This is a genomic window from Pseudomonas rubra (assembly GCF_028656935.1).
GTDB classification, from domain to species: domain Bacteria; phylum Pseudomonadota; class Gammaproteobacteria; order Pseudomonadales; family Pseudomonadaceae; genus Aquipseudomonas; species Aquipseudomonas rubra.
This window is the reverse complement of sequence record NZ_JAMDGZ010000012.1, coordinates 12,100-31,920: the sequence shown is the minus strand read 5'-3', so window position 1 is coordinate 31,920 and position 19,821 is coordinate 12,100. Positions and strand designations below refer to the sequence as shown.

The window sequence follows — 19,821 nt, the reverse complement described above, 5'->3', positions numbered from 1 at the left end:
CGGTCAGGGCCGGTCGTTATGGCCCAGGTCACGCTGGGGGTCGATCTGGTCGCGCACGCGCTGCTTGAGCACCTTGGCTTCAGGGAAGCCACCGTCGGCCTTGCGTTCCCAGATCTGCACATCATCGCAGGTGATACGGAAGGTGCCGCCGGTGGCAGGCTCCAGGGCCACCCGGGCCAGGTCGTCACTGAAGGTGCTCAACAGTTCCTGGGCCAGCCAGGCGGCACGCAGCAGCCACTGACATTGGGTGCAGTAGGTAATGACGATTTGCGGTTTAGGCGCGGACATACTCTGAAGGTCTCCTGACAGGTGGGCATGCTTATACTAGCGGTCTTTAGCCCTTGCTCCGAGCGCCATGATGCACCGCCTGCTGTTATCCCTGCTGTTGATGTTCGTTTCCTTCGCGCTGCTGGCAGCCGAAGCGCCCCGACCAAAAGTCGGCCTGGTGCTCTCCGGCGGTGCTGCTCGCGGCCTGGCCCATATCGGGGTGCTCAAGGCCCTGGAGGAACAGGGCATCAAGGTCGATGCCATTGCCGGCACCAGCATGGGCGCGGTGGTGGGCGGCTTGTACGCTTCGGGCTACAAGGTCGACGAACTGGAAAAACTGGCGCTGGGCATCGACTGGCAGCAGGCGCTGTCCGATGCACCGCCGCGCAAGGACGTGCCATTCCGACGCAAGCAGGATGACCGCGACTTCCTGGTCAAACAGAAACTCAGCTTTCGCGACGACGGTAGCCTGGGCCTGCCGCTGGGCGTGATCCAGGGCCAGAACCTGGCCTTGTTGCTGGAAAGCATGCTCGCCCATGCCAGCGACACCCGTGACTTCGACAAACTGCCGATCCCCTTCCGCGCCGTGGCCACCGACATCGCCAGCGGCGAAAAAGTGGTGTTTCGCCGCGGCCACCTGCCCCAGGTGATTCGTGCCAGCATGTCGATCCCTGCGGTGTTCGCCCCGGTCGAGCTCGATGGCCGACTGCTGGTCGATGGCGGCATGGTCGACAACATCCCCCTGGACGTTGCACGCGAGATGGGTGTGGACGTGGCAATCGTTGTCGATATCGGCACCCCGCTGCGCAACCGCAAGCAACTGGCGACCGTGGTCGACGTACTCAACCAGTCGATCACCCTGATGACCCGGCGCAACTCCGAGGAGCAACTGGCGGCCCTGCACCGTGACGACATCCTCATCCAGCCACCGCTGTCGAGTTTCGGGGTTACCGATTTCGGCCGCGCCCAGGACATGATCGACGCAGGTTACCGCGCCGCTCGCGCCCTGGACGCACGCCTGGCAGTGCTCAAGCGCCCGCAAAACGGGGACGGCGAGTTGCTCGCCGCACGCTCGCCAAGCCAGCGCACACCGGTGATCACCGCTATCCGTATCGAGAACGATTCGAAAGTCAGCGACGACGTGATCCGCTACTACATTCGCCAACCCATCGGCAAGCCGCTGGAACTGAGCCGCCTGCAGACCGACATGGGCACCCTGTATGGCCTCGATTACTTCGACCGGGTGCAATACCGCGTGGTCCACAAAGGTGACGACAACACCCTGGTGATCAACGCCCGCGGCCGTCGCGGCGGCACCGACTACCTGCGCCTGGGCCTGAACCTGTCGGACGACATGCGCGGCGACAGCGCTTTCAACATTGGCGCCAGCTACCGGGTCAACGGTATCAACACCCTTGGCGGCGAATGGCTGACCCGCGCCCAGATCGGCGACCAGCAGGAGCTGTACAGCGAGTTCTACCAACCGCTGGACGCCGGCTCGCGCTATTTCGTCGCGCCCTACATCGACATGGGCTCACAGAACATCGAAGCAACCCTGGACGATGACCCGGTTGCCGAGTACCGCCTGGAACGCTACGGCTTTGGCCTCAACCTGGGAAGGCAGATCGGCAACAACGGCGAAGTGCGCCTGGGCGTCGGCAAGGCCTGGGGCCAGGCCGAGGTGCGCATCGGCGACCAGGACCTGCCCAAGGTCAATTTCAACGAAGGCTTCTACGAGCTCAAGTACTCGTTCGACACCCTCGACAACGTCTACTTCCCCCACAGCGGTGAGGACATCAACCTGACCCTGCGCCATTACGACCCGAGCCTGGGCTCGGACCAACGCTACCGGCAATGGGACTTGAACGTGGACAAAGCCATGAGCAGCGGCCCCAACACCTGGGTGGTGGGCGGCCGCTATGGCAGGACCCTGGATGATACCGAGGTGGTTACCTCAAGCTTCGTGCTCGGCGGTGCCCGGCAACTGTCGGGGTTTCGTCAGGACTCGGTCTCCGGGCAGAACGTCAGCCTGATGCGCCTGGTCTACTACCGCCGCCTGACGCCGCGCGCCTACCTGCCGCTGGACTTTCCGTTGTACCTGGGCGGCTCGCTGGAGCGCGGCCGGGCCTGGAACAACGACAACGAGTTCGACAGTGGCTACATCAATGCAGCCAGTGTCTTTATTGGTTTCGAGACGCCCCTGGGGCCGCTGAATTTCAGCTACGGGGCCAACAGCGAGAATCAGAAGGCGATGTACCTGAACCTGGGTCACACCTTCTGAACAGTGCTCAGGACTTTTCCAGGTTAGCCAGGATCCGTGCATGGACGCGCATGCAAATGCGCAGTTCCTCTTCGTCGACGCCAACGAACAGCTCAGCGCGCAGGGCATTGGCAATGGTTTCGATCTGCTCGATCAGCGGTTTTGCCGGTGGGCAAAGGAGGATTTTTTTCGCCCGGCGGTCTTCCAGCACCGCCTGACGACGCACCAGCCCCTGGGTTTCCAGGCTATCGAGCAGACGGGCCAGGGTCGGGCCTTCAACGCCGACGCTCTGGGCCAGCTCACGCTGGGTCGGGGCCTCGTCGAATCGCGCCAGGTGCAGCAGCACCAGCCAGCGAGCCTGGGACAGGTTGAGCCCGGCCAAGCGTCGATCCAGTTCGGCGCGCCAGCCGCGGGACATGTGTGCCAGCTGCATCCCGAATTTATGTTGGTCGGTCAACGGCATAGAGGAACTCATCATCAGAACTAATTATTAGTCAGCTAACCATGACCGTGAGCCTCAGGCAAGGCTCATACAGCGGGCGGTGACTTGATAATCGTTATAAATGATGACAAAGCCGGGTTACATCTCGAATTCGGCGGCCAGCGCGGCCCGTACGCAATACAAAACACCTTCGGGCACTCGCCCGCCAAACTGTTCGGCAATGGCCGATACCGGCGGCAGCTCGCCTTCACCGTCGAGGAAGGCGTCCTGGATCTCGCCCAACAACTCCTCAGGCAAGTCCAGCGCCTGGTCCAGCGACAGCTCCTGGCGGCCGATGGCTTCGGCCAGCAGGCTGTAGACGTTCTTTTCGCTGCAGCTCAGCTGACCGGCGATCTGCATTGGCGTCATGCCGGCACGGGCCAGGCTGACCAACTCGTGGCGCAGGTCGGTGACAATTTTCGGCGCCTCGACGCCGCCGCCCAGTACTTCCAGGAAGGCTTCGCCGTAACGCTCCAGCTTGCGCGCACCGACGCCGCTGACCCGGCCCATCTCGCTCAGGCTGGTGGGCTGGCTGCGCAGCATCTCCAGCAAGGTCGAATCTGGGAAGATCACATAAGGCGGTACGCCATGCTCCTCGGCCAGCTTACGGCGCAGGGCACGCAGGGCTTCCCACTGCTCGCGCTCGTCGCTGCGCACCAGTTGGCTGGCCGGGCTGCCACCACTGCCGCTGCCACCCTTGCTGCTGGTTTGCGGCTTGAGGTCTTTACGCAACTCAAGGCTGACTTCACCGCGCAGCAACGGCCGGCAGCTGTCGGACAGGCGCAGGCCACCGTAGCCTTCAAGGTCGATGTCGGCCAGGCCACGGGCGACCAACTGGCGGAACAACGAGCGCCAGTCGTGCTCGGAGCGGTCTTTGCCGACACCGTACACAGCGAGCTTCTCGTGACCGAAGTTGCGGATTTTTTCGTTGTCGCGGCCCAGCAGCACATCCACCAGGTGGCCGACACCGTAGCGTTGACCGGTACGGTAGACCGCCGACAGCGCCTGGCGCGCAGGTTCGGTGGCATCCCAGGTCTGCACGCCGTCGATGCAGTTGTCGCAGTGACCACAAGGCTGGGGCAGCTCTTCGTCGAAATAGTTGAGCAGGATCTGGCGGCGGCAGCGGGTTTCCTCACACAGGGCGAGCATGGCGTCGAGCTTGTGTTGCTCGATACGCTTGTGGCGCTCGTCGCCTTCGGAGTTCTGCAGCATCTGCTTGAGCATCACCATGTCCTGCAGGCCGTAGGCCATCCAGGCGTCGGCAGGCAGGCCATCACGACCGGCTCGGCCGGTTTCCTGATAGTAGGCTTCCAGGGACTTGGGCAGGTCCAGGTGCGCAACGAAGCGCACGTTGGGTTTGTCGATGCCCATGCCGAAGGCGATGGTGGCGACCATGATCAGGCCTTCCTCGTTGAGAAAGCGACGCTGGTTGGAGGCACGGACCTCGGCAGGCAGCCCGGCGTGGTAAGGCAGGGCCGGGAAACCCTGCTCGCACAGATAGGCAGCGACATCATCGACCTTCTTGCGCGACAGGCAATAGACGATACCGGCGTTACCGCGCCGCTCGCCGAGGAACGCCAGCAACTGTTTGCGCGGCTGCTCCTTGGGTACGATGCGGTAGAAAATATTCGGCCGGTCGAAGCTCGACAGAAAGCGCTCGGCGTTCTGCAGGTGCAGACGGGTGACGATCTCTTCGCGGGTACGCATGTCCGCGGTGGCGGTCAGGGCGATGCGCGGCACATTCGGAAACAGCTCGGCAAGCTGGCCCAGTTGCAGGTATTCGGGACGGAAGTCATGCCCCCATTGCGACACACAGTGGGCTTCGTCGATGGCGAACAGGGCGATGTCGAGGCTGCGCAGGAAATCCAGCATGCGCGGCTGCACCAGGCGCTCGGGGGCCAGGTAGAGCATCTTCACTTCACCTTGGCGGATGCGCCCGGCCAGGTCACGTTGCTGCTCGGCGCTAAGGGTGGAGTTCAGCGAGGCGGCGGCGACACCCAGCTCGTCCAGGGTCGCCACCTGGTCTTCCATCAACGCGATCAGTGGCGACACCACTACCGCCAGGCCCGAGCGCAGCAGGGCCGGGACCTGGAAGCAGAGCGACTTGCCGCCGCCGGTAGGCATCAGTACCAGCGCGTCACCACCCTTGGCCACGCATTCGATGATTGCGCCCTGGCGCCCACGAAAGCTGTCGTAACCGAAGATGTCCTTGAGGACGCGCTGAGCCTGTTCGAGCATAGAAACTCCAAAAATCGCAAAACCATCCTGGGCACAGGCTGGACGAAAACCCCGCTGGCGACACCCGAAAATGCGTAAGCGGCTTTTACCCGGCCCTTGTGTCACGAGAGCCTGAGGATAAAAGCCGAGCATTATACCGGAGCCTGCGCCCTAGCAGGACGCTCTGCGATAGACGTCTTCCTTTGCCTCGTTTGCGCTGCAAGGTGCTAGAATTCAATATCGTTTATTCCCAAGGTAGCCCCGTAATGTCCTTCGCCGAGCAATTGACCCGCCTGCAAGCCTTCCTCGACGCCGACGAGCTGCACGAAGAGGCGCTGGACTACGTGGCCGCCCACGGCTTCCTGACTGCCTTGTCGATTGGTACCGAGGCCGTTCCTGAGCGCGAATGGATCGACGCCCTGTTCGCCGAAGAGCCGCACTACGCGAACGACGCCCAGCGTGAAGAGATCGAGGCCACCCTGATCCAGCTCAAGGCTCACATCGCCCGTCAATTGGCCAGCGACGAGGAATTCGAGCTGCCGTGCGACCTGGACCTGGGTGACGAGCCGGACGACTCGGATCTGCGCGGCTGGTGCATCGGCTTCATGGAAGGCGTGTTCATGCGTGAAGAGGCCTGGTTCGAAACTGCCGAAGAAGAAGTCAGCGAGATGCTGCTGCCGATCATGGTCGGTTCGGGCCTGTTCGACGAGCAGCCGGAATTTGCTGATATCGCCAGCGATGCCAACCTGATGGACGACATGATCGTGCAGATTCCAGAGGCCCTGACCGCCCTGTACCTGCTGCAGCATGCTCCGGACGAAAAGCCAGCACCTGCACTGCTCAAACCTCGCCACCACTGAGTCGGCGTCAATGCGCTACCTGCTGCTGGCCACCGGCTGGCTCAGCGTTGCGTTGGGGGTGATCGGGATCTTCCTGCCGGTGTTGCCCACCACCCCTTTCCTGCTTCTGGCTGCTGCGTGCTTTGCGCGCAGCTCGCCGCGCTTTCACCATTGGCTGGTCAACCACCCACGGCTCGGGCCGTGGATTCGTGATTACCTCAGTGGCGAAGGCATTCCCCTCAAAGGCAAGGTCTATGCGATCGGCTTGATGTGGTTGAGCATCGGCCTGTCGTGCTACCTGGTACCGCTGATCTGGGCACGGGGCTTCATGCTCACCAGCGCAGTGCTGGTGAGCATTTACATCTTGCGGCAAAAGACCCTGCGGCGCCCGTCCTGAGTCACCCAGTGGGTACGGTCAAACCGTATCCACCTTGAGCGAATGATCATTGAGCATTCCGTTGATGATCGTCGCGGTGTCCTGCCCCGCCGCAATCACCCCGCCCGCCCCCGCTGTCACGCCATAGTGCTGGGCCAGGTTGACCCCGGCCAGATCGATGGTCTGGGTTGGCGCCGCCCCGGCAACGGAGCTGACCTCGATGGTCGAGACCACGCCGGCACCACTGCCGGTGACCTTGAAATGCAGGTAGTCATCCAGCGATGCAGTGGTGGTGTTTTCGCCTTGCAGCAGTTGCGAGAGGTCCAGGCGATCGGTACCCGGGGTAAAGTCGGTGACCACATCATGCCCCGTGTTGCCTTGCTGATAGAGGAAGGTATCGCTGCCGGCGCCACCGGTGAGGGTGTTGTTGCCCGGGCCTCCGATCAGCACATCGTCCCCGCCAGCACCGTTGAGGGTATCGTTGCCCAGGCCGCCGGTGAGCACGTTGGCATTGTTGTTACCCGTCAGGGTGTCGCTGTAGTCCGAGCCGATCAGGTTTTCGATCGCCACCAGAGTATCGGTGCCTGCACCGCCGGTGTTCTGCCCGCCGACAGTGTTCAGGTTGACTGTCACAGCGCCCGTGGCACTGGCGTAACTGGCGGTATCGATACCCGCTCCGCCATCAAGCAGGTCGTTGCCGGCGCCACCGATCAACAGGTCATTGCCGTCACCACCGTAGAGGAAGTCGTTGCCATCCCCGCCGATCAGTACGTCATTGCCCGCCCCGGCATTGAGGGTGTCGTTGCCGGCACCTGCCAGCAGGGTATCGTCGCCTCCGGTACCGGTAAGGGTGCTGCCTTCCTGGTAAGTGATATCGACATTGCCGGTGCTGCTACCGCCATGCCCATCGCTGAGGGTGTAGGTGCCGTAGGCGGTTTCGTTCTGCGCATTGGAATAGTCGACAGTCATGGTCAACGCGTAGTTTTCGGCGTTGTTGACGTTGCTGCCCGAGGTATTGGTCAGGTTGACCAGGTGAATGCTGTAAAGACCGTCGTGGCTTGCCGTGAAGAAGCCGCCGTCGGCAATGGTCTGATAACTACCACTGGCATCCTTCCATTCCATCAGAATGTTGCCGGCTGCCAGGTTGTGATCGAGCGTCAGCGTCTCGCCCTTCTTCAGGGTGACAGTCAACACATCCTCATCGTTGGCATTGGCCGTGGTCACCGCGCCCAGGTAACCATTGACGATCAACGCCGCGGTCATGACATCGGCCGGGCCTCTGAAGGAGGAGCGCGGCAGGTCCCGCAACTGGTTGCCACTGCTGTTGTTGGTGCCATTGAAGGACACGGTCGGCGGCGTCGCACTGCCCACGGTAAAACCTGCACCCTTGGCCGCCCAGCCCGTCTCGAAGGTGGTCGTCGACGGCACGCTCAGGCGGTCATGGTTGGCATCGCTGTCATTGGCCAACAACGCCTCGGCGGGCACTGTGATGCTGCTTGAGAGGATATTGGTGATGATATGGTCAGCCCCGGCCACCGGTGCGGTGTTGGCGTAGACATTGATCACCAGGTTGGCGCTGGCGGTATCGCCGTCGTTGTCGCTGGCCACGAAACCGACCTGCTCGAGCTGGCCGCTCCCGGTGTCTTTGGGTGGCGTGTAGGTAAAGTCGCCAGTATCCATATTGACCACGATGCTGCCGCCAATCGCGGTTTTCACGGTAATGCTGTTGGTGCCGGTATCGAAGGTGCCGCGATCCGCCGCCCCACTGGTGGCGTAAGAGCCCGCGCCGCCGTTGCCCTTGGGATCGTAGGTGTAGGTGGTGCCGTCAATCACCAGCGACTTGATGAAGCCGCCATCAGCGCCAAACTGGCCACCACTCATCAGGCTGCCGGTGATCGGCGCACCCTGCACGGTACCGGACAACACCGAGTTGAGCTGGTTGAGGTCGGTGACCACGGTGGCGTTGGTGTCGGTGTGAGTACTGCCATCGTAGGACAACGGGTTGAGATTGCCGGCATTGACGCCTCCGCCCAGGCCGATGGCGTAAGACTTGATGCCATTGCTGTCGAGGAACGTCTCCCAGGCTGCTTCCCGTGGCGCAGTAATGGAGTGCCCCGACGTCGGTTCGCCGTCGGAGAAGAAATACACGATGTTCTGCGCACCGGTAATTTTCCCACCGGTGGTGTAGGCCGTCTGCGCCGAGTTGATTGCCGAGTCGTAGTAGGTCGAACCGCCAGCGCTCAGGCCATTGACGATGGCCTTGGCCTGGTCGACGGTTACCCACACCGTTGACGGCTGGTTGGCCCCTGTGGAGAAGGTCACCAACTGAACCTTCACGTCGCCCATTTCATCGTACTTGTCGAGCAAGGCATTGATTGCCTGCTTGGCCAACTGCATGCGCGTCAGCCCAGGTACGCCCGAGGCGTCGTTCATACTGCCGGAGACATCGATGACCAGCAGCAGGTTCGAGTCCACCTGGCCCGGGGTCACCGAACGCTCGGCCCCTGTAGCATTGGGCACGTCGTCGACGATCTTCACATCGATGGTCGCGCTGGCTGAACTGCCGTCGGTATCGGTGGCAACGACGTTGATGCTTTCGTTGAGGTTATTGATGCCATTGGCATTCGGGTGGTTTTCATTGTCGAGCAAGGTGTAGGTGTAACTGACCACCCCGGTAGCCGGGTTGTAACCGGTGATGGTAATGGAGTTGCCCAGCGGGGTCGTACCGGACTGCGGGAAGCCATTGACCACGCCACCACTGACCACGCTGATACCACCCACTGTCAGGCTCTGTAACCCATCGGGAGCGGTTACGGTGAAGCTGCCTGACTGGGTCAGCGCCGGAGAATCCGGGCTGGTGCCGTCACTGAGGTTTTTCTCGTAGACGGTGAGTTCGCCACCATTGACGTTCAGCCCGTCGATGGTCACCGGGTTATCGAGGTTGCTGACATTGAGCTTGAGTGTCGCGGTGCTGGTATCGCCATCGGCATCGCGCAAGGTGTAGGTGAAGCTCTCGATGCCGTTGCCACCGCCGTGCAGGTTCTTGAAGTCCTGGTCGTTGGGGTTGAGCGTATAGGTGTAGGAACCATCAGCGGCCAGCACCAGGGTGCCGTAGGTACCGGTGAAGGTGCCAGCGGTGATCGGCCCGGTTACACGGTCGGCACCTTGCACGTCATTGCTCAGCACATTGCCGCTCAAGGTCAGTTGCACTTCAGTGGCGGTGACCGCGTTGGTGTCATTCACTGCAGTCGGCAGGTCATCGACGATATTGACGTCGATGGCGCCACTGGCAGTACTGCCATCAGTATCCGTGGCAGTGACAGTAAAGCTCTCGCTCAGGCTGTTTGCACCGTTGGCCGTAGGGTGGTTCTCATTGTCGAGCAAGGTATAGCTGTAGGTCACCACACCTGTGGCCGCATTGTAGCCGGTGATGGTCAGGGTGTTGCCCAGCGCCGTGATCGCTGACTGCGGGAAGCCGCTGGCCACGCCGCCACTGACTACGCTAATGCCGCCTACGGTCAGGGTCTGCAGGCCGTCCGGTGCGGTCACGGTGAAGCTGCCGCCCTGGGTCAGGGCCGGGGTGCTTGGGCTGCTGCCGTCACTGAGATTTTTCTCGTAGACGGTGAGTTCGCCACCATTGATGTTCAGCCCGTTGAGGGTCACCGGGTCATTGAGGTTGCTGACGTTGAGCACCAGGTTGGCCGTGCTGGTATCGCCATCGGCATCGGTCAGGGTGTAGGTAAAGGTTTCGATGCCGTTACCACCGCCGTGCAGGTTTTTGAAGTCCTGGTCGTTGGGGTTGAGCGTATAGGTGTAGGAACCATCGGCCGCGAGCACCAGGGTGCCGTAGGTGCCGGTGAAAGTACCGGCGGTGATCGGTCCGCTAGGGACGCGGTCGGCGCCTTGCACGTCGTTGCTCAGCACGTTGCCGGTCAGGGTCAGCTGGTTCTCGGTGGCGGTAACGGCGTTGGTATCACCGGCAGCCGTCGGTAGGTCATCGACGATATTGACGTCGATAGCACCGCTGGCGGTACTGCCATCGGTATCCGTGGCAGTGACCGTGAAGCTCTCACTCAGGCTGTTGGCACCGTTGGCCGTCGGGTGGTTCTCATTGTCGAGCAAGGTATAGCTGTAGGTCACCACACCGGTGGCCGCGTTGTAGCCGGTGATGGTCAGGGTGTTGCCCAGCGCCGTGATCGCTGACTGCGGGAAGCCGCTGGCCACGCCGCCACTGACCACATTGATACCGCCGACGGTCAGGGTTTGCACGCCATCAAGCGCAGTGACGGTAAAGCTGCCCGTCTGGGTCAGCGCCGGGGTGCTTGGGTTACTGCCGTCACTGAGATTTTTCTCGTAGACAGTGAGTTCGCCACCGTTGATGTTCAGCCCGTTGAGGGTCACCGGGTCATTGAGGTTGCTGACATTAAGTACCAGGTTGGCCGTGCTGGTATCGCCATCGGCATCGGTCAGTGTGTAGGTAAAGGTCGCGGTGCCGTTGCCACCACCGTGCAGGTTCTTGAAGTCCTGGTCGTTGGGGTTGAGCGTATAGGTGTAGGAACCATCGGCCGCCAGCACCAGGGTGCCGTAGGTGCCGGTGAAAGTTCCGGCAGTGATCGGCCCGCTAGGGATACGATCGGCGCCTTGCACGTCATTGCTCAACACGTTGCCGGTCAGGGTCAACTGGTTCTCGGTAGCAGTGACTGCGTTGCTGTCGCCTGCGGCCGTCGGTACATCGTCAACAATGTTCACGTCCAGCGAACCGCTGGCGGTGCTGCCATCGGTATCGGTCACGCTGACCGTGAAGCTTTCGCCCAGGCTGTTAGTGCCATTGGCGGTGGCGTGAGCCTCGTTGTCGAGCAAGGTGTAGCTGTAGGTCACCACACCGGTGGCCGCATTGTAGCCGGTGATGGTCAGGGTGTTGCCCAGCGCCGTGGTCGCCGATTGCGGGAAGCCGCTGGCCACGCCACCACTGACCACATTGATACCGCCGACGGTCAGAGTTTGCACGCCATCAAGCGCCGTGACGGTAAAGCTGCCCGTCTGGGTTAGCGCCGGGGTGTCCGGGCTGCTGCCGTCATCGAGATTCTTCTCGAACACGGTGAGCTCGCCACCTTCAACGTTCAGGCCATTGAGGGTCACCGGGTCATTGAGGTTGCTGACGTTGAGTACCAGGTTGGCAGTGGACACATCGCCATCGGCATCAGTCAGGGTGTAGGTAAAGGTCTCGACCCCGTTACCACCACCGTGCAGGTTGAAGAAGTCCGGGTCGGCGGTATTGAGCGTATAGGTGTAGGAACCATCGGCCGCCAGCACCAGGGTGCCGTAGGTACCGGTGAAGGTGCCAGCAGTGATCGGCCCACTCGGGACGCGGTCTGCGCCTTGGACGTCGTTGCTCAGCACGTTGCCAGTCAGGGTCAGCTGGTTCTCGGTGGCGGTGACTGCGTTAGTGTCGCCCGCGGCGGTCGGTACATCGTCAACGATGTTCACATCCAGTGAACCGCTGGCGGTGCTGCCATCAGTATCGGTCACGCTGACCGTGAAGCTTTCGCCCAGGCTGTTAGTGCCATTGGCGGCGGCGTGGGCTTCATTGTCGAGCAGGGTGTAGCTGTAGCTCACCACACCGGTGGCTGCGTTGTAACCGGTGATGGTCAGGGTGTTGCCCAGCGCCGTGGTCGCCGATTGCGGGAAACCGCTGGCCACGCCGCCAGTGACCACAGTGATACCGCCGACAGTCAGGGTTTGCACACCGTCGAGCGCAGTGACGGTAAAGCTGCCCGTCCGGGTCAGCGCCAGGGTGTCCGGACTGCTGCCGTCGCCGAGATTCTTCTCGAACACGGTGAGCTCGCCACCTTCAACGTTCAGGCCATTGAGGGTCACCGGGTCATTGAGGTTGCTGATGTTGAGCACCAGGTTGGCGGTAGACACATCACCATCGGCATCGGTCAGGGTGTAGGTAAAGGTCTCGACCCCGTTACCGCCACCGTGCAGGTTGAAGAAGTCCGGATCGGCAGTATTGAGCGTATAGGTATAGGAACCATCGGCCGCCAGCACCAGGGTGCCGTAGGTACCGGTGAAGGTGCCAGCAGTGATCGGCCCGCTCGGGACGCGGTCGGCGCCTTGCACGTCATTAATCAGCACGTTGCCGGTGAGGGTCAGCTGGTTCTCGGTGGCCGTAACGGCGTTAGTGTCGCCCGCAGCGGTCGGCACGTCATCGACAATAGACACATCGATGCTCATGCTCGCACTGCTGCCATCGGTGTCGGTGGCCACCACATTGAAACTCTCGCCCAGGCTGTTGCTGCCATTGGCGGCGGCATGCGTTTCACTGCCGTTCAGGGTGTAGCTGTAGCTCACTACACCCGTAACCGAGTTGTAGCCGGTGATGGTCAAGGTGTTGCCCAGCGCCGTAGTCAGCGACTGCGGGAAGCTGTTGGCCACCCCGCCGTTGATCACGTTGATGCCGCCCACAGTCAGCGACTGCAAGCCATCGGCGGCGGTCACACTAAAAGTGCCGCTCTGGGTCAGTGCCGCTGCGTCAGGGCTGCTGCCCGTCGCCAGGTTTTTCTCGGACAGCACCAGCTCGCCGCCATTGATGGACAGCCCGTTGAGCTCCACCTGATCATTCAGATTGGTAACGTTGAGCACCAGGTTGGCACTGGAAGCATCGCCATCGGCATCAGTCAGGGTGTAGGTAAAGGTCTCGATGCCTTTGCCACCGCCATGCAGATTGATGAAGTCCGGATCAGCCGTATTAAGCGTATAGGTGTAAGAGCCGTCGGCCGCCAGTACCAGAGTGCCGTAGGTTCCGACAAAGGTGCCAGCAGTAATCGGCCCGCTCGGTACGCGGTCGGCGCCTTGCACGTCATTGCTCAGTACGTTGCCGGTGAGGGTCAACTGGTTCTCGGTGGCGGTCACGGCATTGGTGTCGGCCACTGCTTGCGGTACATCGTCGATGACATTGATATCCAGCGAACCGCTGGCGACATCGCCATCGGTGTCACTTACCTGAACACTGATGCTCTCACCCAGCCCATTGCCGCCTGCACCGCTGGGATGGTTCTCGGCACCGCTCAACGTGTAGCTATAACTGACCACGCCGCTGGCAGCGTCGTAGCCGGTGATGGTCAGCACATTGCCCAGGCCCGTGGTGACCGACTGGCCGACACCGGTCACTGTGCCGGCTGTTACCACGTTGATGCCACCCACGTTGAGGTTGAACACGCCATCGGGGGCCAGCACGCTGAAGCTGCCAACCTGGGTCAGGGCCGCCGGATTGCTGGCCGACCCCTGGGGCAGATTGGCCTCGTTCAGCGACAGCTCGCCACCCTCGACGCCAAGCCCTTCGATACTGACCGGATTGTCCACGGCAGGTGGCGGCAGGTCGTCATTGTTGTTGATCAGGCCAACGTCCAGCTCGCGCAACTCGGGAAAGCCGTTGAAGCCGGCCGTAGGGAAGCCAATCAGCGGATCGACGCGTCCCGCCACCTCGTCGAGAATCACAAAACTATGGCCGCCACCCAGTGCCCCCGGCGCACCGCCAGATGCAGGCCCGGCTGCCGTCGGATCGGCGTCCTGGGTCGGGTCGGCGCCAGCGGCGATGGCTTGCTGGAGTTTTTCCACATCGCTCAACTGCGCCTGGCTTGGGGTCAGCGACTCAGGCGTATCGACATGAGCGGCCTGGTTGGCCAGCAACTCCGGGGTCAGGGTCAGGCTGCTACCGCGACCGAGGGTAAGCTCGGCACCGTTCTGCAGGTGGACGGCGACAGCGCCGGCAACGCCGGTATCCAGTTGCTCGCCGGCATACAGCCGATCGCCTTCGACCAGGGGTCGGCGGCTGCCATCACTGCCCACAGCGAAGACTTCACCCACCACCTTGCTGACGATCCCGATTAACTTAGCCATGAGCGCACTCCTCCACTGCAAATCGGTTGATTGCAGCAAACGTGCGCTGAACTATCGCGTGGCCACCCCGGCGGGAGTACCCCCAGGCCGGCGCTGAAACAGCCTGGTCTGGCGCTATGATTTCAATGAAATCAAAGAGTTCGCCTGCCAGTGCTGCGGTGAAAGTGATTGAGCGAAGTGACCAGGTGACAAGTGCCAATATTTTGTCGCCAAACTTCGCCCCGCCTCCATCCCCTCCGCTACATCCATGCCCAATGCTGCAAAACACGGGAACTTTCTCTGACGCCCGAAAAAATGCACCCTAGCGCTGATTCCATGGGCCGCCTGATATGAACAATGTCGCGGATTTGTTAGACCTCATAAGTTTTTTTTCGCATAAGCCTTATGAGAAAATCTTCTTAGCTGCGCGCGTAAATGTTCTTAGCTCTGTTGTTACAAGCCTGATACGGTTTGCACTCAAATTTTCGTCACTTTTTTGACGATCGCAGGACCATTATTAGAATTCAGGGAGAAGTACCCCATGCGCGTTTTGACCCCCATCACCAGCGCAATTCTGTTGGCCATGGCATGTACCAATGCCCAGGCGATGTCACTTAATGAGGCTGTGCAAAGCGCCGTGGACCAACACCCGGAAATCAATGCCAGCAGAAACAGCCGGTTGTCTGCCGATGAAGACGTGAAGTTCGCCAGAGGGGGCTACTTCCCGACCGTCGACCTGGTGGCCGGCTACGGCCGGCAACGCTCCGACAACACCAACACCCGCGGCTTCAACGCCGATGGCAGCCGCAACCATAATAAAGAGACGCTGAGCTACACCCAATCCGACCTGCGCCTGCGGCAGATGCTCTTCGATGGTTTCAATACCCCCAACGAAGTCGGGCGCACCGAGGCCGTGGTCAATTCCCGGGCCTACTACACCCAGGCCACCGCCGAGTCCATCGCCCTGCGCACCGTCGAGGTCTACCTTGAGGTACTCAAGCGTCGTGAACTGGTAACCCTGGCCAAGAACAACCTGCAAGCGCACCTGCGGGTCAACGACCAGATCGGCCTGCGCAGCGAGCGCGGGGTTGGCAGCAACGCCGACCGTGATCAGTCGACTGCCCGTCGCGCCCTGGCGGAGAACAACCTGTACACCGCCGAAGTCGACCTGGCCGATGCCGAGGCTAACTTCTACAGCGTCGTTGGCCGCCAGGCCGATGAGCTGGAAACCCCGACCACCATCAAGGGTGAAGTACCCGGAGACCTGGGCGCTGCGCGCCAGGGCATGCTCGACAACAACCCCTACCTGAAATCGGCCCAGGCCGACGTCAACGCCGCCGAGCAGCAATACGAAGTGGCCAAGTCGCCGTTCTACCCACGCCTGGACGCCGTGCTGGCCACCGGTGCCAACAACAACACCGCAGGCCAGGTCGGCCACGACAACAACGACTGGCAAGCTGGCGTCGAGCTCAGCTACAACCTGTTCCGCGGCGGCAGCGACAAGGCCCGCCTGCAGTCCGATGCGCACAAGATCAACCAGGCCATGGACATCCGCAACAACGCCCTGCGCACTCTCAACGAGAACCTGGCGTTGTCGTGGAACGCAATGAACAACGCCCGCGTGCAATTGCCAGCGGCACGCGAGTACGCCGAGACCACCACCCGCGTACGTGCGGCCTACCAGGATCAGTTCGGCCTCGGCCAACGGACCCTGCTCGACCTGCTCGACAGTGAGAACGAGCTGTACAACGCCAACCGCCGCTACACCGAGGTGCGCTACACCGAAGAGTTCTCCATGTACCGGGTCCTGGCCAACATGGGTGAGCTGCTGAGCAAGCAGCGCATCTCGCTGCCGCCGGAGGCGATCGCCAAGAGCGAAGTGAAGAGCGAGGCGCGCTTGCCCGATATGCGCTAACCCCCTCCCCCGCTGCAGGAGTAGGCGACTGTGACCAGCATGCAACCTGCGAGCTCGGCGGCCGATCCGCGCCAGAGTTTCGATGACCCGTTACTCGATGGTTTGCTGATCCTCTGCAAGCTGCATGGTTGCACGGTCAGCCGCGCCGGCCTGAGTGCCGGCCTGCCCCTGCCCAATCAACGCCTGAGCCATGAGCTGCTGCCCCGTGCAGCAGCCCGGGCAGGCTTGCAGGCGCGGGTACTGCGGCGCGAACTGGGCGCGCTCTCGGCGCTCAACCTGCCCGTGCTGTTGCTGTTCAAGGACGGGCGCTGCGCGGTGCTGCGCCGCTGGGGTGACGACGGTCGGGCGCTGATCCTGCCGTGTGAAGCCGAAGGCGGCGAACAGTGGGTCAGCCGCGAAGAGTTGCTCGATGCCTACGCCGGTGAAGCGCTGTTCGCCCGCCCTCGCCACGAACTCGAAGACCTGCGCGCGCCCTTGATGCCGCGGGTCAATGCCTGGTTTCGCGACACCCTGAAACTCTCTCGCTGGCTGTACAGCGACGCCATTCTCGCCAGCCTGCTTATTAACCTGCTGGGGCTGATGGTGCCCTTGTTCGTCATGCAGACCTACGACCGTGTGGTGCCCAACCAGGCCACCTCGACCCTGTGGGTGCTGAGCGCCGGCCTGCTGGTTGGCACTTTTTTCGAGTTGACCCTGCGCGTGGTCCGCGCCCACCTGCTCGACCAGGCCGGGAAAAAAACCGACCTGATTCTCTCCGCCACCTTGTTTGAACGCATCACCGGCATGTCGATGAAAGCCCGACCCGCCACCGTCGGCGGATTCGCTCAGAGCATTCATGACTTCCAGGGGCTGCGCGAGTTTCTTACCGCCGTGACGCTGACCAGCATCATTGACCTACCCTTTGTGGTGCTGATGCTGGCGGTCATTGGCCTGCTCGGCGGTTGGCTGGTGATCATCCCGCTGATCGCCTTTCCACTGACCATCATCTTTGCCTTGTTCATCCAGATTCGCCTGCGCGACACCGTGCAAAGAAGCCTGGCCCTGGGCGCAGTGCGTCAGGCGCTGCTGATCGAAACCCTCGGTGGCCTGGAAACCCTCAAGGCCTGCAGTGCTGAAAGCGAGCGCCAGTACCAGTGGGAAAGCACCCACGGCGCCCTCACCCGTCTCGACGCCCATGCCCGCAACCTGTCGGCCGTGGCCACCAACGGCACCCTGTTCATCCAGCAATTCTGCGGCATGGCCACCATCGTCGCCGGGGTGTACAGCATCATTGCCGGCAACCTCAGTGTCGGCGCCCTAGTCGCCAGCTACATGCTTGGCAGCCGGGTACTGGCGCCGCTCGGGCAGATCGCCGGGCTGATCACCCGCTACCAGCAAGCACAATTGACCATGCGCAGCACCGACGCCCTGATGGCCCTGCCGCAGGAGCGCCAGGCCGGTCAGCAACCACTGGAACGCACCCAACTGCAGGGCGCCCTGGACGTCAGCCACGTCAGCTTTCGCTACCAGGGGCAAAACGCTTCAGCCCTCAACGACATCAGTTTCAGCGTCAAACCGGGCGAACGCATCGGCATCATCGGCCGCAGCGGCTCCGGCAAAAGCACCCTGGCGCGCTTGCTGATGGGCTTCTATACCCCGGACGAAGGGCAGATCCTGCTCGACAACCTCGACCTGCGTCAGCTCGACATCGCCGACCTGCGCCATCAGTTGGGCTACGTTGCTCACGACCTGCCGCTGCTGGCCGGCAGCCTGCGTGACAACCTGACCCTGGGCGCGCGCTATGTCAGCGACGCGCGCATGCTTGAAGTCGCCGAGCTGACGGGCGTCAGCGAGCTGGCCCGGCAGCACCCACAGGGCTTCGACCGGCCGGTGGGCGAGCGCGGCCAGCTGCTTTCCGGCGGCCAGCGCCAGGCCGTGCTGCTGGCTCGGGCCATGCTGCTCGAACCGCCGATCATGATCCTCGACGAACCCACCAGCCACATGGACAACAGCAGCGAAGACCAACTGCGCCAGCGCCTGCACGGCTGGATCCAGGGCAAGACGCTGTTGCTGGTCACCCACCGCACCTCGATGCTAAGCCTGGTCGACCGGCTGCTGGTCCTGGACAACGGCAAGATCGTTGCCGACGGGCCGAAGGATGCGGTCATCGATGCACTGCGCAAAGGCCGCGTCGGCGCGGCGCTCTAGGGGGTCCATCCATGTCCGTAAGCCAAGGTCTGCGCAGTTACTTCCAGAGTTTCGGCAAAACCGCCGAGCGCGAGTTCATGCCCGACGTGGCCAGTGCCACCCTGCAGGACTCCCCGCGCCTGTCGCGCATTACCGTGTGGCTGGCCGCCGCCTTGCTGCTGGTGGCGTTGCTCTGGGCCAAACTCGCCGTGCTCGATGAAGTGACCATGGGCGAAGGCAAGGCCATTCCGTCGAGCAAGGTCCAGGTGATTCAGAACCTTGAAGGCGGCATCGTCACCGAGATCTTCGTGCGCGAAGGGCAGATGGTGAACAAGGGCGATACCTTGCTGCGCCTGGACGATACTCGTTTTCTGTCCAACAAGGGCGAGAGCGAAGCCGACCGCTTTGCCCTCAGCGCCCAGGTCGAACGCCTCTCGGCCGAAGCCGAAGGCCGGCCGCTCCAGCTTTCCGAGGAAGTACGCAGCAAAGCACCACAGGTAGCCGAAGACGAGCTGTCACTGTACCAGTCGCGGCAACGGCGCCTGTCCAGCGAGAAGCAGACCTTCAATGAACAGCTGCGGCAGAAAACCCAGGAGTTGGCCGAGTTCCGCTCCAAGGTCGAGCAGTACCGTTCAGCCCTGGCCCTGCTGCAGCAGGAGCTGAACATGTCCACGCCGCTGGTTGGCACCGGGGCGATTTCACCGGTGGAGATCCTGCGCCTCAAGCGCAGCACAGTGGAAGCCCGGGGCCAGCTCAATGCCACCAGCCTGGCGATCCCTCGTGCCGAAGCCGCTGTGGCCGAGATCAAGAGCAAGATCGAAGAAGCCGAAGCCGGTTTTCGTTCGGAGGCCGCCAAGGAGCTCAACGAGAAGCGCACTGATCTGTCGAAAATCACCGCCTCGAGCATCGCCATCGATGACCGGGTGACACGCACCACGGTGGTTTCGCCAGTGCACGGGATCATCAAGCTGCTCAAGGTCAACACCATCGGCGGCGTGGTCCAGCCCGGCAGCGACCTGCTGGAGATCGTGCCGCTGGAAGACAACCTGTTGATCGAGGCCAAGGTGCGTCCGCAGGATGTCGCCTTCCTGCACCCCGGCCAATCGGCGATGGTCAAGTTCAGCGCTTATGACTACACCATCTATGGTGGGCTGAAGGCCAAACTCGAATTGATCAGCGCCGACACCGTCACCGACGACAAGGGCAACGCGTTCTATCTGATCCAGGTGCGCACGGATAAAAACCATCTGGGCGGGGACAATAAGCCGCTGCTGATCATCCCGGGCATGACCGCCACGGTGGATATCATCACCGGGCACAAAAGCGTGCTCGATTACCTGCTCAAGCCGGTACTCAAGGCGCGCACCGAGGCGATGCGCGAACGCTGAGGCGTTCGCTCCCACAGTCTATTGCTGATCT

The 19,821-nt window shown here is 62.1% G+C and carries 10 protein-coding genes; 6 read left to right on the top strand and 4 right to left on the bottom strand.

The genetic code is table 11. The features are described from left to right. Window positions 1–3: 3 nt before the first annotated feature. Entirely contained in the window at window positions 4–288 is a 285-nt protein-coding gene (locus M5G17_RS05120) for an Rdx family protein (protein ID WP_273891940.1), read from the bottom strand. Window positions 289–358: 70 nt separating this feature from the next. Between M5G17_RS05120 and M5G17_RS05115 the strand changes: the two genes are divergently transcribed. After that, complete coding sequence (locus M5G17_RS05115) at window positions 359–2,548, top strand: patatin-like phospholipase family protein (protein WP_273892059.1); 2,190 nt, start codon at window positions 359–361, stop codon at window positions 2,546–2,548. Window positions 2,549–2,555: 7 nt separating this feature from the next. On the opposite strand, the gene M5G17_RS05110 is transcribed toward M5G17_RS05115, so the two are convergent. Together M5G17_RS05110 and recQ are read right to left on the bottom strand one after the other, a co-directional pair. Beyond that, the gene (locus M5G17_RS05110; RefSeq protein WP_130263678.1) at window positions 2,556–2,990 is read right to left on the bottom strand and encodes a MarR family transcriptional regulator; all 435 of its coding nucleotides are present in this window, start codon (window positions 2,988–2,990) and stop codon (window positions 2,556–2,558) included. Window positions 2,991–3,107: 117 nt separating this feature from the next. Then, the gene (gene recQ / locus M5G17_RS05105) at window positions 3,108–5,246 is read right to left on the bottom strand and encodes a DNA helicase RecQ (protein ID WP_273891939.1); all 2,139 of its coding nucleotides are present in this window, start codon (window positions 5,244–5,246) and stop codon (window positions 3,108–3,110) included. Window positions 5,247–5,491: 245 nt separating this feature from the next. Between recQ and M5G17_RS05100 the strand changes: the two genes are divergently transcribed. Both M5G17_RS05100 and M5G17_RS05095 read left to right on the top strand, forming a co-directional pair. After that, the gene (locus M5G17_RS05100; RefSeq protein ID WP_273891938.1) at window positions 5,492–6,085 is read left to right on the top strand and encodes a YecA/YgfB family protein; all 594 of its coding nucleotides are present in this window, start codon (window positions 5,492–5,494) and stop codon (window positions 6,083–6,085) included. 10 nt (window positions 6,086–6,095) lie between these two features. After that, window positions 6,096–6,461, top strand: a complete 366-nt coding sequence (locus tag M5G17_RS05095; protein WP_130263675.1) for a YbaN family protein — start codon at window positions 6,096–6,098, stop codon at window positions 6,459–6,461. 18 nt (window positions 6,462–6,479) lie between these two features. Here M5G17_RS05095 and M5G17_RS05090 read toward each other — a convergent pair whose 3' ends face one another. Then, window positions 6,480–14,342, bottom strand: coding sequence for a retention module-containing protein (locus M5G17_RS05090; RefSeq protein ID WP_273891937.1), 7,863 nt, complete (start codon window positions 14,340–14,342; stop codon window positions 6,480–6,482). Window positions 14,343–14,862: 520 nt separating this feature from the next. On the opposite strand from M5G17_RS05090, the gene M5G17_RS05085 reads away from it, so the two are divergent. The 3 genes from M5G17_RS05085 to M5G17_RS05075 are packed head-to-tail and all read left to right on the top strand — an operon-like array spanning window position 14,863 to window position 19,790. Next, window positions 14,863–16,236 carry a TolC family outer membrane protein gene (locus tag M5G17_RS05085; protein ID WP_273891936.1) on the top strand — a complete coding sequence of 458 codons (1,374 nt, stop codon included), beginning with the start codon at window positions 14,863–14,865 and terminating at the stop codon, window positions 16,234–16,236. A 30-nt stretch (window positions 16,237–16,266) separates the two neighbouring features. Then, on the top strand, window positions 16,267–18,423 hold the full coding sequence (locus M5G17_RS05080) for a type I secretion system permease/ATPase (RefSeq protein ID WP_273891935.1): 2,157 nt from the start codon (window positions 16,267–16,269) through the stop codon (window positions 18,421–18,423). Window positions 18,424–18,434: 11 nt separating this feature from the next. Then, window positions 18,435–19,790, top strand: a complete 1,356-nt coding sequence (locus tag M5G17_RS05075; RefSeq protein ID WP_273891934.1) for an HlyD family type I secretion periplasmic adaptor subunit — start codon at window positions 18,435–18,437, stop codon at window positions 19,788–19,790. Window positions 19,791–19,821 lie beyond the last annotated feature (31 nt).

Coding starts and splice junctions, on each gene's coding strand:
- M5G17_RS05120 (WP_273891940.1), bottom strand. CDS start 288: ATGTCCGCGCCTAAACCGCAAATCGTCATTACCTACTGCACCCAATGT.
- M5G17_RS05115 (WP_273892059.1), top strand. CDS start 359: ATGCACCGCCTGCTGTTATCCCTGCTGTTGATGTTCGTTTCCTTCGCG.
- M5G17_RS05110 (WP_130263678.1), bottom strand. CDS start 2,990: ATGCCGTTGACCGACCAACATAAATTCGGGATGCAGCTGGCACACATG.
- recQ (WP_273891939.1), bottom strand. CDS start 5,246: ATGCTCGAACAGGCTCAGCGCGTCCTCAAGGACATCTTCGGTTACGAC.
- M5G17_RS05100 (WP_273891938.1), top strand. CDS start 5,492: ATGTCCTTCGCCGAGCAATTGACCCGCCTGCAAGCCTTCCTCGACGCC.
- M5G17_RS05095 (WP_130263675.1), top strand. CDS start 6,096: ATGCGCTACCTGCTGCTGGCCACCGGCTGGCTCAGCGTTGCGTTGGGG.
- M5G17_RS05090 (WP_273891937.1), bottom strand. CDS start 14,342: ATGGCTAAGTTAATCGGGATCGTCAGCAAGGTGGTGGGTGAAGTCTTC.
- M5G17_RS05085 (WP_273891936.1), top strand. CDS start 14,863: ATGCGCGTTTTGACCCCCATCACCAGCGCAATTCTGTTGGCCATGGCA.
- M5G17_RS05075 (WP_273891934.1), top strand. CDS start 18,435: ATGTCCGTAAGCCAAGGTCTGCGCAGTTACTTCCAGAGTTTCGGCAAA.